The sequence below is a fragment of the Xanthomonas sp. CFBP 8445 genome, assembly GCF_025666235.1.
In the GTDB taxonomy this organism is placed as follows: Bacteria; Pseudomonadota; Gammaproteobacteria; order Xanthomonadales; family Xanthomonadaceae; genus Xanthomonas_A; species Xanthomonas_A indica.
The window spans coordinates 4,627,227-4,641,443 of record NZ_CP102594.1 but is presented as its reverse complement, the minus strand read 5'-3'; the positions used below and the strand labels follow the sequence as shown (position 1 = coordinate 4,641,443).

The window sequence follows — 14,217 nt, the reverse complement described above, 5'->3', positions numbered from 1 at the left end:
CGCAGGCCGCGCCTGCCGGCGCCGTCGAGCGGCGCGCGACAGGCAAGGCGCGGTGACGGTTACTCCAGTTCCTGGTTGCTCACCCCGCGCTCGACCGGGTACACGGTCGGCGGCGGCGTGGTGGAGCGCATCAGCTTCAGCGAGGTCTTGCTCTGCTCGCACAGGTTGCCGCCGCTGACGAACACGCCGTCCTGGGTGCACTTCCAGTCGTAGAAGTTGGCGATGCCGCCGGCCAGCTGCAGGCTGTAGTCGGTGCTCTTGGCGGCCGCGTCGAAGGGCTGCCCGGCCGGGACGTTCTGGAACCAGCGCATCCATTCCTTGGAGCCGACCGGCGGCACCTTGTCCGGCGCCTGGAAGGTCGGATTCATCGGCGAGAGCTGCGGCGATTCGGCGGTCATGTGGCAGCTCATGCAGGAGCTGATCGGGTTGTCCACCGGTCCGTTGAGGCGGCCGTTCCAGCCGAGGTGGGTCGGCGGCAGTTCTTTCACGTTGGCGTTGATCGCCGACTGCAGGATGTTCGGGTTGATCCGGGTCTGGGTCGGCTGTTTGTTGGTGTAGGTGTCGCCGGTGTTCTGCGGATCGTTGCCGAACATGACGCCCACCGGCACCAGGTTCTGCCAGCCGGGCTTGCCGCTGACCGCGCCGTTGTACTGGAAGGTGCCGAAGATCCAGCCGGTGCCGGGCACGCGGCTGTCGCGCACGGCGAAGTCCATCTGGATCAGCGCCACCTGCTTGAACGCGCGGTCGGCGGACTTGAAGCTGTTGGTGACCCAGGCGTTCCACAGCACCGGGTTCTGCAGGAACGGCACCTGGCTCAGGTCCACGTCGGCGAACAGCGCCTTGCACACCACGGTGCCGTCGCGGAAGGTGTTGGGCTTGGTGGTGAAGCTCGGATCCGGGTTCTGCGGATCCTTCCACACTTGGCCGAAGGTGTAGGCGCCCACATCGTTATAGATGCCGACCGCGAAGGTCTGCCCGGAGGTGAGCTGGGTCGGGGCCAGTTGCTTGACCTGGATCTGCGCTTCCTTGGTCAGCCCATGCACGCCTTCGCGCCCGAGCGGGCCATAGTGCTGCCAGGGCGCGTGGTACCAGCGCCGCACCTTGTTGTTCTGCACGTACCAGTCGCTTTCGACGTTGCCTTCCAGGCAGTAGGCCTTCACCGCGTCGGCATAGCCGCGCCACGCCTCGAAGTTGTTGGTCAGCGGCTTGGGCAGTTTCTGGAAGAAGGCCGGCAACGGGCCGCTGGGCGGCTGCTGCGGATAGTCCTGGCTGAGCTGGAACAGCGGCCCCTTGTAGGTGGACGGCGGCGCGTAGCCGAAATCGGGAAACCGGCCGGCCGAGGCGGCGGCGCTGGCGAGGGTCAGCGCGACGGCGATGGCGAGGGTGCGCGTGTGGGACGGATGCATGATGGACCTCCGGTCGTGTGCGTCGATGCGTGCGGGCGATGCCGCGTCCTGTGTCCGGACATCCCCTGGCCCCGGACCGGCCGCACGCCCGCGCTGCCGCGCGACCGCGATGAAGGGACTCCCGCCGCGCCAGGGCCACGCCGCAGGCACGGGCGTCCGCATCCGCCTGCGCGCGCAGACGAAGCGGGAGACGCGTTGGGAGGTGCAGCGTCCACCGCCGCCGCGCGGACGCGATGCGGTGGAAGCGGCGATGCGGTGGAAACGGCCTAGCGGGCCGAAGACATGTCCATGTCGCTCTCCTGACCCCGTGTGGAAGGCAACTGCGTTGAACGACCCCGTTGCGTCGAGCGTGGGGGAAACGCGCGGGCCCGGCAGGCAGCATCGGGGGACGAATGCTGCAGGGGCGGCGCCATGCGGCGGCCGCGATGCCGGGTTGCGCGCCGATCGCCAGCGCCGCGCGGTGTGCGGGCGTCGGCGTTGCTCGACGCTTCGGACTCTAGCGAGCGCCGCGCAGCCGGTGGTAGACAGTTGCGCGCGCCGGCGCTGCAGCGGCGAGCGGACGAGGCGGTGTGCCGACGCAGCCCGCCTCCATGCAGCGGTTGCGGCCTGCCGGCGCGGACAGCGCGGCCGTGGCATGCTGCACGGGGGTGCGCTTGGCGGAAGCAGGCAGGTGCGATAGGGGCAGTGGACGCACCGGGCACGGCGGTGTCCATCGCGGCGATGCACTTCTTGCGGTGAGCCATGCGCACGTACGGGACCTTGATCCAGTGGGACGAAGCGCGCGGCTGCGGGCGGCGACGCGTGGTCCATCGCGAGACCGACGTGGAAGTGCAACGCGCGGCGTTCCCTGCCGATGGGGTGTCGCCGCGCGTGGGCGAGCTGATCTCCTTCGATCTGGAACATGACGCGCAGGGACGGCCGCGGGCCCTGCGGGTGATGCGGCCTGGCCGCGCACCGGGCATCCGGTACGCGCGGTCGCCCCATCACGCGCGCGTCGCGGCCGCTGGCGCGGCGTGCTGGATGCTGTTGGCGGTGTTCGCGCTCGCGCCGCCTATGCGGCGCCGCGCTTCGTGGCGGCACCGCGCGCCACCCCGACGGCGCCACCATCGCGCACTTCGCCAACGGCCACTGCACCGGTCACGCCCGCGACGGTGCCCACGTTCCAGCGCGACGGCCGCACGCATTGCGCGCAGATGACCTCCTGCGCCGAAGCGGTGTACGTCCTGCAGCACTGCCCGGGCGTGGAGATGGACGGCAACCACGACGGCGTGCCGTGCGAACGGCAGTGGTGCCGGCGCGCGCGCCGAGGACCGGTAGCCGCGTGCGCTGCGCAGGGTCTTGACCGGACCGTGACCCGCCCTCGGCTACGGTCAGCGATTGCCTGCAGGTGACGCATGACCGAGCCACGCCTTCCCCCCGCCAAGACCCGCGCGCTGTCGCTGGGCCTGTTCGCCTTCGTCGCGGTGTTCGCCGCCATCGTCTGGTCGCTGCTGCGGCCATACGGTTCGGTGTACTTCTTCCCGGTGCATTTCCTGGTCGGGCTGGGGCTGCCGTTCCTGTTCTACGCACTGGGCGCCAACCGCGCCGCGTTCCTGGCCGGGCTGGCGCTCACCGCCATCGTCCTGGTGCTGTTCAACCTGTGGGGCGACCAGGTCGGCGGTATCGGCCCGCGCGTGTTCGACTGGGCGCATGCCGTTGCCGGGCTACTGGGCATGCTGCTGGCCTACGGCGTGTTCCGCCTGTCCACCAGGGTGCGCCAGCGCCACGCGCGCTGAGTCACGCTCACTCCGCGTCCTCGCTGCGGGTGAACGGCGCCAGCCGCAGCTTCACCCGGTGCTCCACGCCGGCCGGGCACTGCCCCGGCGCCGGCCCGCGGAAATAGCTGCGCTGCCAGCCTGCGCGGGTGGCGTCGGAGTCGGGCTGTTCCAGGTCGTGCAGGAATTGCCCGCGGCTGTGCATCCACGCCTGGTGTTCGCGCTCCAGTTCCGGCGTCTGCGACAGCGGCTGCCAGCGCGGCTCGGTCTCGGCCAGCACCCGCCGCTGCACCGGGAAGAAGTGGCAGAACGGCTCGCCTGCCTCGAACCGCACCCGGCCGGGCCGGGTGAACTGCCAGTTCATGGTGAAGGTGTACGGGCTCCAGTCGGTCTCGATCAGCCCGGTGAGCCCGGCGATGCCGTCCTTGGGCCGGTTCACCGGCGCGGTGACGTACAGGTCCACGCCGGCCTCGGTGCGGAACAGGCACGGCACGTGGAAGGTAAGCACGCCGTAGCCGAAGTGGCTGACCGCCGGCGCGTGCGTGCCCGGCGCCGGCTGCACGCGCAGGTCGTCGAGCGCGTTGCCGCCGTTCCACTCGGCCTCGAACGCGGTCTGGCACAGCAGTTCCCAGCCGTGCGCATTGGCGATGTCCAGCGGCAGGCAGCGGTAGGCGTAGCGCTCGGCGGTGCGGTCCATCCACGGCCGCTCGCGCGGTGCCGGGCGCACGTCGAGGGTGTGGCCGTCGAGAACGTGGGCAGTGAGCTTCATGGCGCAGGCAGGACGATGGACCAGCGCCGAGTGTGACGCCTCGCCCCGGTCTTGGCGACCACGGCGCGGCGCTTGCGCTCACACCGCTTCGAAATCCAGCAGCGCCACGCCGTCGCCGACCAGCTCGCCCTCGCGCACGCGAAAGCCCTGCACGGTGCCGTCGGCCGGCGCCTGCAGGGTGTGCTCCATCTTCATCGCCTCCAGCACCAGCAGCGGCGTGCCGCGGGTCACCTGGGTGCCGGGCGCGACCAGCAGGGCGACGATGCGTCCCGGCATCGGCGCGGTCAGGCCGCCGCTTTCCAGCGCCGGCTGGTCGGCATCGGCGACCGGGTCGTGGCGTTCGAACAGGTAGCCGTGGCCGTCGACGAACAGGTGCAGCTGCGTGCCGGCGAACACCGCATCGGCCTGCACTCGCTGCGTGCCGAGAAACGCGGACAGGCGCCCGTCGCGCAACTGGCCGCTCGCCTCCAGCGCGTCCTGCGCCTGCGCGGGGTGGATCCGCCAGCCGCCGGCGTGCGCGGCCAGGTGCAGCGTGCGTTGCGTGTCGCCCTGCTGCAAGGTCAGCGCACGCGGCGCCGGCGCACCCAGCCGCCAGCCGTCGCGCAGATCCCACGGCGAGTGCGGATCGTCGGCGTGCGCGGCCGGCGCGTGCTCGTGCAGTTGCCAGGCCAGCGCCGCCAGGCTCCACAGCGCGTCGCTGGGCGGCGCGGGGGTGTCGAACAGCGCGGTGTGCTCGCGCTCGATCAGCGCGGTGTCCAGGTCCGCCTGCGCGAACGCGGCGGTGCCGACCAGGCGTTGCAGGAACGCGGCATTGGTCGATACGCCGACCACCTGGCACGCAGCCAGCGCCGCCTGCATGCGCCGCAACGCACGCTCGCGGGTCACATCCCACACGATCAGCTTGGCGATCATCGGATCGTAATGCGGGCCGATCACATCACCCTGCTCGACGCCGGCATCGACCCGGGTATGCGCATCGGCGGCGGGCAGGCGCAGGTGCTGCAGCGTGCCGATCGAGGGCAGGAAGCCGCGCGCCGGATCTTCGGCGTACAGCCGCGCTTCCAGCGCATGGCCGCGGATCGCCAGCTCGTGCTGGCGCTGCGGCAGCGGCTGCCCGGCCGCCACGCGCAACTGCCACTCCACCAGATCGGTGCCGGTGATGCACTCGGTGACCGGATGCTCCACCTGCAGGCGGGTATTCATTTCCATGAAGTAGAACGCGCCATCGGGCGCGACGATGAACTCCACGGTGCCGGCGCCGACATAGCCGACCGCGCGCGCGGCCTCCACCGCGGCCTGGCCCATCGCCGCACGCCGCGTCTCGTCCATGCCAGGGGCGGGTGCTTCCTCCAGCACCTTCTGGTGGCGGCGCTGCACCGAGCAGTCGCGCTCGAACAGGTAGACCAATTCGCCATGCGTGTCGCCGAACACCTGGATCTCGATGTGCCGCGGTCGCAGCACGTACTTCTCCACCAGCACGTGCGCGTTGCCGAACGCGGCCTGCGCCTCGCGCTGGCAGGCGGCGAGCGCGGCGTCGAAGTCGGCGTCGTCATCGACCCGGCGCATGCCCTTGCCGCCGCCACCGGCACTGGCCTTGATCAGCACCGGGTAGCCGATGGCCGCGGCCTGCGCGCGCAAAAATTCCGGATCCTGGCGCTCGCCGTGGTAGCCGGGCGTCAGCGGCACCCCGGCCGCCTGCATCAGCGCCTTGGCCGCGCTCTTGTCGCCCATGGCACGGATCGCCGCCGGCGGCGGCCCGATGAACACCACCCCGCGCGCGGCGCAGGCCTCGGCGAACTCGGCGTTCTCGGACAGGAAGCCGTAACCGGGATGGATGGCCTGCGCGCCGCTGTGTTGCGCGGCGTCGAGGATGCGCTCAGCGCGCAGGTAGCTCTCGCGTGCCGGCGCGGCGCCGATGTACACGGCCTCGTCGGCCAGGCGCACGTGGCGGGCGCCGCGATCGGCATCGGAGTACACGGCCACGGTGGCGATGCCGAGCGTGCGGCAGGTGGCGATCACCCGGCAGGCGATCTCGCCGCGATTGGCGATCAGGATCTTGTCGAAGGTCGGCAGGTCGGGGGTGGCCATGGTCGGATGCCTGGAGATTAGGTCAGGGGTGCTGCGGTTGCTGAGCGAAGATGGGCGAGACGCACGCTGCTGCATGCGAGGCTTCCACCGTTGCCGTTGCCGGTGCCGTTGCCGTTGCCTTCGCTGTTGCTGTGCTCTGGCTTTTGCTCAGGCTTTTGCTTTACCGGGTTCCCTTCCGTAGCGGCGGCCGTCGCGGGGAAAAACCCGAAGGGCGGCGTACATGGATGTACGCCGTCCGCGGCAGGGGCAGGATGCCCCTTCCGCGGATCCCCGCGATGGACGCGGACCCGGAGCGCGCAGCGCGGAGGGCGCGAAGGCAGGGCGCGCTTTCTTTTGGTTACCTTTTCTTTGCGCGAGCAAAGAAAAGTAACTCGCCCGCAAGGGCGAAAGCTTTTGCTGTTGCTCCAAGTTTGAGTGTCAGACGAGCAGAACTGTAGGAGCGGCTTCAGCCGCGACCCACATGATCGGTAGTGCATGTCGCGGCTGAAGCCGCTCCTACGATCCAGCGGTCGTTGCCCTTGCAGCAAGAGCAAGAGCAAAGCTTTCGCCTGGCGGCGAGTTACTTTTCTTTGCTTGTGCAAAGAAAAGTAACCAAAAGAAAGCACACCCCGCAGCGCGCCCTCCGCGCTACGCGCTCCGGGTCCGCAGCCACGACGGGCATTTTTCGACGGCACATCCATGTGCCGGCGAAAAACGACGCGCATCCTGCGCGTCGCCCTTCGGGTATTCGCCCGCCGTGGCTGCCGCGCCGAGGGGGCCCGGTAAGTCAAAGGCAGAGCAAGAGCAAATGCAGGAGCAAAAGCAGGAGCAAAAGCGAAGGCCATTGCAGCGAGCGCGTCCGCGGAGCCGGTCGTGGACTCCACCGCCGGGCACACTAGCCCCGGCATCGCCAGCGACCACCTGCGTGACCACCGCCGATCCCCGCGCGAACGCGCCTTCCACCGCGAGCGCATGCGCCGGCTCACATCCGGAACACCCCGAACCGGCTCGGCTCCGCCGGTGCGTTCAACGCCGCCGACAACCCCAGCCCCAACACCCGCCGCGTCTGTGCCGGATCGATCACCCCGTCGTCCCACAGCCGCGCGCTGGCGTAGTACGGATGGCCCTGGCGCTCGAACTGGTCGCGGATCGGCGCCTTGAACGCCGCCTCCTCCGCGTCCGACCACTGCCCGCCCTTGGCCGCGATGCCGTCGCGACGCACTGTCGCCAGCACGCTCGCGGCCTGCTCGCCGCCCATCACCCCGATGCGCGCGTTCGGCCACATCCACAGGAAGTTCGGCGAGTACGCGCGGCCGCACATGCCGTAGTTGCCGGCGCCGAACGAGCCGCCGATCACCACCGTGAACTTGGGCACCTTGGCACAGGCCACCGCCATCACCAGCTTGGCGCCGTCCTTGGCGATGCCGCCGTGTTCGTACTTGCGGCCGACCATGAAGCCGGTGATGTTCTGCAGGAACACCAGCGGGATGCCGCGCTGCGCGCACAGCTCGATGAAGTGCGCGCCCTTCAGCGCCGATTCGGAGAACAGGATGCCGTTGTTGGCGACGATGCCGACCGGATAGCCGTGCACGTGCGCGAAGCCGGTGACCAGCGTGGTGCCGTAGCGCGCCTTGAATTCGTCCAAGCGCGAGCCGTCCACCACCCGCGCGATGACCTCGCGCACATCGAAGGGTTTGCGCGGGTCGGCCGGGATCACCCCGTACAGTTCCTCGGCCGGATACAGCGGCGGTTCCGGCGTGCGCAGGGCCAGCGGCGGGGCAGGCTTGCGCCAGTTGAGCTGGGCGACGATCGCGCGCACCCGCGCCAGCGCCTGCAGGTCGTTGTCGGCGAAGTGATCGGCCACGCCGGAGATGCGCGTGTGCACGTCGGCGCCGCCCAGGTCCTCGGCGCTGACGTCCTCGCCGGTGGCGGCCTTCACCAGCGGCGGGCCGCCGAGGAAGATCGTGCCCTGCTCGCGCACGATCACCGTCTCGTCGCTCATCGCCGGCACGTAGGCGCCGCCGGCGGTGCACGAGCCCATCACGCAGGCGATCTGGGCGATGCCCTGCGCCGACAGGTTGGCCTGGTTGTAGAAGATCCGGCCGAAGTGGTCGCGGTCGGGAAACACCTCGTCCTGCAGCGGCAGGAACGCGCCGCCGGAATCGACCAGGTAGATGCACGGCAGGCGGTTCTGCTGGGCGATCTCCTGCGCGCGCAGGTGCTTCTTCACCGTGATCGGGTAGTAGGTACCGCCCTTGACCGTGGCGTCGTTGGCGACGATCACGCACTCCACGCCGGAGACGCGGCCGATGCCGGCGACCACGCCGGCGCACGGCACCTCATCGTCGTACAGACCCAGCGCGGCCAGTGGCGCGATCTCCAGGAACGCGCTGCCCGGGTCGAGCAGGGCGTCGATGCGCTCGCGCACCAGCAGCTTGTCGCGCGCCTGGTGCTTGGCGCGAGCGGCCTCGCTGCCGCCCAGGGCGATGCGTGCCTGGGTGGCGTGCAGGTCGTCGACCACCGCGCGCAGCGCGGCGGCATTGGTGGCGAAGGCATCGCTGCCGGGTTGCAAATGGGTCTGGATCGCGCTCATGGCAGAACCGTAGGAGAAGGAAAGGACAGGCAGCTGATGTGGGAGGGGCTTCAGCCCCGACGCGATGGCGTCGGAACGACCTGTGGGCCGATACCTCTTTCGCCGCGCATCACTTGGTCCGCTCGAACAACTCGCGGCCGATCAGCATGCGGCGGATCTCCGAGGTTCCCGCACCGATCTCGTAGAGCTTGGCGTCGCGCCACAGGCGCCCGGTCGGATAGTCGTTGATGTAGCCGTTGCCGCCCAGCACCTGGATCGCCTGGCCGGTCAGCCAGGTCGCCTTCTCGGCGGCGTAGAGGATCGCGCCGGCGGCGTCCTGGCGCGTGGTGCGGCCGGCGTCGCAGGCGCGCGCCACCGCGTACACGTAGGCGCGGCAGGCGTTGAGGCCCACGTACATGTCGGCCAGCTTGCCCTGCATCAGCTGGAAGCTGCCGATCGGTTCGCCGAACTGGCGGCGCTCGTGCACGTAGGGCAGCACCACGTCCAGCGCCGCGGCCATCAGCCCCAGCGGGCCGCCGGAGAGCACCACGCGTTCGTAATCCAGGCCCGACATCAGCACGCGCACGCCGCCGCCGACCTCGCCCAGCACGTTCTCCGCCGGCACCTCGCAATCCTGGAACACCAGTTCGCAGGTGTTGGAGCCGCGCATGCCGAGCTTGTCCAGCTTCTGCGCGGTGCTGAAGCCGGGCATGCCCTTCTCGACCACGAACGCGGTGATGCCGCGCGCGCCGCCGCTGGGGTCGGTCTTGGCGTAGACCACCAGCACGTCGGCGTCGGGGCCGTTGGTGATCCACATCTTGTTGCCGTTGAGCACGTAGCGGTCGCCACGCGCCTCGGCGCGCAGCTTCATCGACACCACGTCCGAACCGGCGCCGGGTTCGCTCATCGCCAGCGCGCCGACGTGCTCGCCGCTGCACAGCTTGGGCAGGTAGCGCGTCTTCTGCGCCGGGCTGGCGTTCTTGCGCAGCTGGTTCACGCACAGGTTCGAATGCGCGCCGTAGGACAGGCCGATCGCGCCGCAGGCGCGCGAGATCTCCTCCATCGCCACCACGTGCGCCAGGTAACCCATCGCGCTGCCGCCGTACTCCTCCTCCACGGTGAGGCCGAGCAGGCCCTGTTCGCCGAGCTTGCGCCACAGCGGCGCGGGGAAGGCGTTGTCGCGGTCGGCCTGCTCGGCCAGCGGCGCGATCTCGCGCGCGGCGAAGGCGGCGACGCTGTCGCGCAACAGGTCGACCTCCTCGCCCAACTCGAAATTCAACGACGGCATCAGCATGGCGGCAGCTCCGGGGATGGCGGGTGGCCGGCGGCGCCTAGAATCGGACCCGCGCCGGGCAAGAGCGCCCAGCGTAGCCGGGAACGACAAAGAAGTGAACAGAAATTCATTAATTGAACTTAGAATCACGCCATGGCCTACAAACGCTCCGCCCTGATGGAAGAACGCCTCGCCGGCAACCGCCAGCGGATCCTGCTGGCGGCGCGTCGGCTGGTCGCCGCCGACGGCTTCCGTGGTGCCCCGGTGACCGCGGTGGCGGCCGAGGCCGGGGTCTCCACCGGGCTGATCTACCGGCATTTCCCGTCCAAGGCCGAACTGTTCGTGGAGGTGCTGACCGCGGCGGTGGAGCACGAGCTGACCATCCTGCGCGCCATCGCCGCCGCGCCGGCGCCGGCTGCGCAGCGCCTGCGCGATGCCATCGCCTCGTTCGTGCGCCGCGCCCTGGCCGGCCCCGGTCTGGCCTACGCCTTCATCGCCGAGCCGGTGGAACCGGAGGTGGATGCCGAGCGCATCCGCTGCCGGCGCCTGCTTGGCGACGTGTTCAAGGGCATCCTGGCCGACGGCGTGGCCGCCGGCGAGTTCCCCGCGCAGGACCTGGAGGCGGCGGCGGCATGCCTGGTCGGCGCCTACACCGAGGCCCTGGTCGGCCCGACCGCGCCCAGCCGCGACGGCCCGCGCGACAGCGAGCGGCTGGTCGAGGCGGTGTGCGGGTTCTGCCTGCGCGCGGTGGGCAGCGCCTGAGTGAGATCGACCGCGTCGCCTGCGCCGAACTGCTGCGATGCAGCACGCATCGCCTGCGATTCCGTGCCATCGCGGCGTGCCGCGCGGCGCAAACGCTGGCTATACTCGGCCGCGTAGCGGTGGTCCGGATTACCACGTGCCAAAGGGGTGTGATGTGCGGAATTACGACCTCGAATTTCTCAAGCGCTTCTCGATGGTGATCGGCCTGCTGGTGCTGATCACCCTCGGCCTGATCGTGTTCGCGCACTACCTGCAGCGGGCCATCCCCCCGGAGGTGTCGCCGATTGCGCAAAAGCGCACCGAGGAGCGCATCGCCCCGGTCGGCGCGGTCTACGCCGGCAGCACCGGCGCCGCGGCGCAGGCCGCCGCCCAGGCGGCGGCACTGGCCAAGGCCTCGGCGCAGGCGGCCTACGGCGGCACCACCGACGGCAAGACCATCTTCAACAACCTGTGCACCGCCTGCCACACCACGGGCGTAGGCAAGGCGCCGACGCTGGACCACGCGCACTGGGACAAGCGCATCGCGCAGGGCAAGGACACGCTCTACAAGCACGCCATCGAAGGCTATACCGGCCCCGACGGCGGCATCATGCCGCCCAAGGGCGGCAATCCCGGGCTGACCGAGGAGCAGATCCACGCCACCGTGGACTGGATGCTGGCCAACCTGAAGTAACCTTGCGCCTCCCGCACGCCATTGCGCCGCCTTCGGGCGGCGCAGTCGTTTCCGCGCCCGTCGCGTGCCGGCGCCAAACAAGGAGAGTGATCGCATGCGCATGCCGCCGCCATCGTTGTTGTCGTTGCTGCTGCTGGTCGCAGCCCCCGCCGCGCAGGCGCTGACGCCGCCGACGCTGCTGCCGATCGGGCAGTTGCGCCCGGGTCCGCAGGCGCAGGGCGTGGTATTCGAGGGCGTGGTCACCGCGCGGGTGGAGGCCGGCGGCAGCGGCTACCTGGTGCAGGACGCCGGCGACGACGATCCGCTCACCGCCGACGCGCTGCTGGTACGCGGCGATGCCGAGCGCAGCCTCGCACCCGGCGATCGCGTGCGGGTGTGGGGCGAACTGGCGCCGCAGGCCGCGGCATCGGCCAAGGCCGGTACGGCCCTCTTCGGGCGCAGCGTGCTGGAGCAGGGCCACACCGTGCTGGCGCGGGCGCAGCCCTTGCCGCTGCAGGTGCTCGACGCGGCACCGGCCGACTGGTCGGCGCTGGCCGGCATGCGCGTGCGCATCGCCGCGCCGCTGACCGTGGTCGACAACGATGCGCTGGGCAAGACCGGCGAGTTGGGTGTGGCCTTCGGCGGGCGCCTGTGGCAGCCCAGCGAAGTAGCCGCGCCCGGCAGCGCCGAGCAGGCGGGGGTCGTCGCCGACAATGCGCGGCGCGGGCTGCGGCTGGGCACGCTTGGTGCGCCGGCTCCGACATCCGGTTCTTTTTGTCCGACATGAAAGCTTGAAGCAACAGCAGAGGCTTTCGCCCTAACGGGCGAGTTACTTTTCTTTGCTCGCGCAAAGAAAAGGTAACCAAAAGAAAGCGCGCCCTGCCTTGCGCCCTCCGCGCTACGCGCTCCGGGTCCGCGGATGCACCGGGGATTCGCGGAAGGGGCATCCTGCCCCTGCCGCGAACGGCGCACATCCCTGTGCGCCGCCCTTCGGGTGTTTCCCCGGTCCATCCGCCGCTGCGGAAGGGAACCCGATAAGTCAAAAGCCAGAGCAACGGCAACAGCAGAGACAACAGCCAAAGCAACAGCGAAAGCAACAGCGAAAGCCAAATGCGCACTGCGCCGCGCGCCAGATCACCGCCTTGAGCGACAGCGCGCTACGCAGCGCATCCCACGCTCAATGCCTGCAACGCCGCCGATGCCGCCGCCAGTTCCACAGGTGCGCACTGGCCAGGGCCAGGCTCCCGCTCACCGTCATCGCGGTCTCGCTGGCCTCGTCGGGAATGCCGAAGGCGCCGGCCAGCAGACCGAGCAGCCCCAGCGCCGCCAGCGTCCACAGCGGCCAGGGCAGCGCATCGCGCTGGTGCCCGCGCCACAGCGCCAACCCCGCCAACGGCGCGGCGATCGCCACGAACACCACGTGCACCCACTCGGCCTCGGCCCAGACGCCGAACAGCGGCAACGCCGCGGCCAGCAACGGCAAGGCCAGACAGTGCAGCAGGCACAGCCCGGACAACAGCATCGCCGAGGCATCGAAGAAGGATTGCGGCAGGGATTTCATGGGCGGTCACTCCAACGCATCAAGTGTTATATAGTAACATTTCTCGCTCGCCACGCCTTCGCGCCGATGCCCGCCATGTCCAACGCCGCCGTTTCCGATCGCCGCCTCCCCGTCACCGTCCTGTCCGGCTTCCTTGGCGCCGGCAAGACCACCCTGCTCAACCGCGTGCTGCACAACCGCGATGGCCGCCGGGTGGCGGTGATCGTCAATGACATGAGCGAGGTCAACATCGACGCGGCGCTGATCCGCGACGGTGGCGCAGCGCTCAGCCGCACCGAAGAGACCCTGGTCGAGTTCAGCAACGGCTGCATCTGCTGCACCCTGCGCGACGACCTGCGCCAGGAGGTGCAGCGCCTGGCCGACAGCGGGCGCTACGACTACCTGCTGATCGAATCCACCGGCATCTCCGAGCCGATGCCGGTGGCGGCCACCTTCGCCGTCCGCGATGCCGACGGCCGCGGCCTGGCCGATGTCGCGCGCCTGGACACCATGCTCACCGTGGTCGACGGGGTCAGCTTCCTGCGCGACTTCGGCTCGGCCGAGCGCCTGGCCGACCGCGGTCTGCAGGCCGCGGCCGACGACGAGCGCGGGTTGGTCAACCTGCTGGTGGAGCAGATCGAGTTCGCCGACGTGATCGTGATCAGCAAGGCGGACCTGGCCGATGCGGCCACCCTCGACCGCACCCGCGCGGTGCTGCGCGCGCTCAACCGCGATGCGCGCATCGTCGAAGCCAGCCGCGGCGACCTGCCGCTGGAGCTGGTGCTGGACACCGGTCGTTTCGACTTCGTGCGCGCGCAGTTGGCGCCGGGCTGGATGCAGGCGTTGCGCGGCGAGCACGCACCGGAGACGGAACAGTTCGGCATCGAAAGCTTCGTCTATCGCGCGCGCCGGCCGTTCCACCCGCTGCGCTTCGCGCGGTTGGCGCAGCGCGGCCTGCGCGACGTGATCCGCAGCAAGGGCTTCTTCTGGCTGGCCAGCCGCATGGACTGGGTCGGCGAACTGTCCATCGTCGGCGCGGCCACCCAGACCCAGGCCGCCGGATTCTGGTACGCGGCACGCGAGCGCGTGGACTGCGGCCTGCTGGACACGCCGCTGGTGCTGCCGCCGTCGCCGCTGCCGTACACCGAACTGGGTTGGCAGCGGCAGCAGACCGCATGCTGGAATGCGCCGCCGCCGCAGGCCGAGGAGGTCGGCGATGCCCGCGAGTACGCGGCGCTGCGCGCCATGTGGCATCCGCTGTGGGGCGACCGCCGCCAGGAACTGGCGGTGATCGGCGTCGGCCTGGACACGGCGCGCGTGCGTGCCGAACTCGATGCCTGCCTGCTCGACGATGCCGAGCTGCGGCAGGGGCCGGTGGCCTGGCAGGGGCTGCAGGATCCGTTCCCGGTGTGGAGGCGCTGA

General features: G+C 70.2%; 12 protein-coding genes. 6 read left to right on the top strand and 6 right to left on the bottom strand.

Annotation, left to right across the window (positions count from 1 at the left end):
* Positions 1 to 59: 59 nt before the first annotated feature.
* Positions 60 to 1,406 (bottom strand): hypothetical protein, encoded by a 1,347-nt coding sequence (locus NUG21_RS20105; RefSeq protein ID WP_263391836.1) that lies wholly within the window; start codon positions 1,404 to 1,406, stop codon positions 60 to 62.
* Positions 1,407 to 2,599: 1,193 nt separating this feature from the next.
* On the opposite strand from NUG21_RS20105, the gene NUG21_RS20100 reads away from it, so the two are divergent.
* On the top strand, positions 2,600 to 2,797 hold the full coding sequence (locus NUG21_RS20100; RefSeq protein ID WP_263393128.1) for an excalibur calcium-binding domain-containing protein: 198 nt from the start codon (positions 2,600 to 2,602) through the stop codon (positions 2,795 to 2,797).
* A gap of 3 nt (positions 2,798 to 2,800) precedes the next feature.
* A complete protein-coding gene (locus tag NUG21_RS20095) occupies positions 2,801 to 3,181 on the top strand; it encodes a hypothetical protein (protein WP_019797888.1) in 381 nt (126 codons plus the stop codon).
* Positions 3,182 to 3,188: 7 nt separating this feature from the next.
* On the opposite strand, the gene NUG21_RS20090 is transcribed toward NUG21_RS20095, so the two are convergent.
* The 4 genes from NUG21_RS20090 to NUG21_RS20075 all read right to left on the bottom strand — a co-directional run bounded on the left by NUG21_RS20090 (position 3,189) and on the right by NUG21_RS20075 (position 9,862).
* Positions 3,189 to 3,929, bottom strand: a complete 741-nt coding sequence (locus tag NUG21_RS20090; RefSeq protein ID WP_263391835.1) for a DUF6065 family protein — start codon at positions 3,927 to 3,929, stop codon at positions 3,189 to 3,191.
* Positions 3,930 to 4,007: 78 nt separating this feature from the next.
* Complete coding sequence (locus NUG21_RS20085) at positions 4,008 to 6,017, bottom strand: acetyl/propionyl/methylcrotonyl-CoA carboxylase subunit alpha (RefSeq protein ID WP_263391834.1); 2,010 nt, start codon at positions 6,015 to 6,017, stop codon at positions 4,008 to 4,010.
* Positions 6,018 to 6,978: 961 nt separating this feature from the next.
* Positions 6,979 to 8,589 carry a carboxyl transferase domain-containing protein gene (locus tag NUG21_RS20080; RefSeq protein ID WP_263391833.1) on the bottom strand — a complete coding sequence of 537 codons (1,611 nt, stop codon included), beginning with the start codon at positions 8,587 to 8,589 and terminating at the stop codon, positions 6,979 to 6,981.
* Between the two features lie 109 nt (positions 8,590 to 8,698).
* Complete coding sequence (locus NUG21_RS20075) at positions 8,699 to 9,862, bottom strand: isovaleryl-CoA dehydrogenase (RefSeq protein WP_263391832.1); 1,164 nt, start codon at positions 9,860 to 9,862, stop codon at positions 8,699 to 8,701.
* Positions 9,863 to 9,994: 132 nt separating this feature from the next.
* On the opposite strand from NUG21_RS20075, the gene NUG21_RS20070 reads away from it, so the two are divergent.
* From NUG21_RS20070 to NUG21_RS20060, 3 genes are all read left to right on the top strand, one after another.
* Positions 9,995 to 10,603, top strand: coding sequence for a TetR/AcrR family transcriptional regulator (locus NUG21_RS20070; protein WP_160946984.1), 609 nt, complete (start codon positions 9,995 to 9,997; stop codon positions 10,601 to 10,603).
* Between the two features lie 154 nt (positions 10,604 to 10,757).
* Complete coding sequence (locus NUG21_RS20065) at positions 10,758 to 11,276, top strand: c-type cytochrome (RefSeq protein ID WP_160946985.1); 519 nt, start codon at positions 10,758 to 10,760, stop codon at positions 11,274 to 11,276.
* Positions 11,277 to 11,370: 94 nt separating this feature from the next.
* Positions 11,371 to 12,042, top strand: coding sequence for a single stranded DNA-binding domain-containing protein (locus tag NUG21_RS20060; protein ID WP_263391831.1), 672 nt, complete (start codon positions 11,371 to 11,373; stop codon positions 12,040 to 12,042).
* Between the two features lie 390 nt (positions 12,043 to 12,432).
* Here NUG21_RS20060 and NUG21_RS20055 read toward each other — a convergent pair whose 3' ends face one another.
* The gene (locus tag NUG21_RS20055) at positions 12,433 to 12,816 is read right to left on the bottom strand and encodes a MerC domain-containing protein (RefSeq protein WP_242084905.1); all 384 of its coding nucleotides are present in this window, start codon (positions 12,814 to 12,816) and stop codon (positions 12,433 to 12,435) included.
* Positions 12,817 to 12,891: 75 nt separating this feature from the next.
* Here NUG21_RS20055 and NUG21_RS20050 point away from each other — a divergent pair, with 75 nt between their 5' ends.
* Positions 12,892 to 14,217 (top strand): GTP-binding protein, encoded by a 1,326-nt coding sequence (locus NUG21_RS20050; protein ID WP_263391830.1) that lies wholly within the window; start codon positions 12,892 to 12,894, stop codon positions 14,215 to 14,217.

What these genes read in the sequence shown, in the direction of transcription:
- NUG21_RS20075 (WP_263391832.1), bottom strand. Translation starts at nt 9,862, where the DNA reads ATGCTGATGCCGTCGTTGAATTTCGAGTTGGGCGAGGAGGTCGACCTG.
- NUG21_RS20090 (WP_263391835.1), bottom strand. Translation starts at nt 3,929, where the DNA reads ATGAAGCTCACTGCCCACGTTCTCGACGGCCACACCCTCGACGTGCGC.
- NUG21_RS20080 (WP_263391833.1), bottom strand. Translation starts at nt 8,589, where the DNA reads ATGAGCGCGATCCAGACCCATTTGCAACCCGGCAGCGATGCCTTCGCC.
- NUG21_RS20095 (WP_019797888.1), top strand. Translation starts at nt 2,801, where the DNA reads ATGACCGAGCCACGCCTTCCCCCCGCCAAGACCCGCGCGCTGTCGCTG.
- NUG21_RS20055 (WP_242084905.1), bottom strand. Translation starts at nt 12,816, where the DNA reads ATGAAATCCCTGCCGCAATCCTTCTTCGATGCCTCGGCGATGCTGTTG.
- NUG21_RS20060 (WP_263391831.1), top strand. Translation starts at nt 11,371, where the DNA reads ATGCGCATGCCGCCGCCATCGTTGTTGTCGTTGCTGCTGCTGGTCGCA.
- NUG21_RS20050 (WP_263391830.1), top strand. Translation starts at nt 12,892, where the DNA reads ATGTCCAACGCCGCCGTTTCCGATCGCCGCCTCCCCGTCACCGTCCTG.
- NUG21_RS20100 (WP_263393128.1), top strand. Translation starts at nt 2,600, where the DNA reads ATGACCTCCTGCGCCGAAGCGGTGTACGTCCTGCAGCACTGCCCGGGC.
- NUG21_RS20070 (WP_160946984.1), top strand. Translation starts at nt 9,995, where the DNA reads ATGGCCTACAAACGCTCCGCCCTGATGGAAGAACGCCTCGCCGGCAAC.
- NUG21_RS20105 (WP_263391836.1), bottom strand. Translation starts at nt 1,406, where the DNA reads ATGCATCCGTCCCACACGCGCACCCTCGCCATCGCCGTCGCGCTGACC.
- NUG21_RS20085 (WP_263391834.1), bottom strand. Translation starts at nt 6,017, where the DNA reads ATGGCCACCCCCGACCTGCCGACCTTCGACAAGATCCTGATCGCCAAT.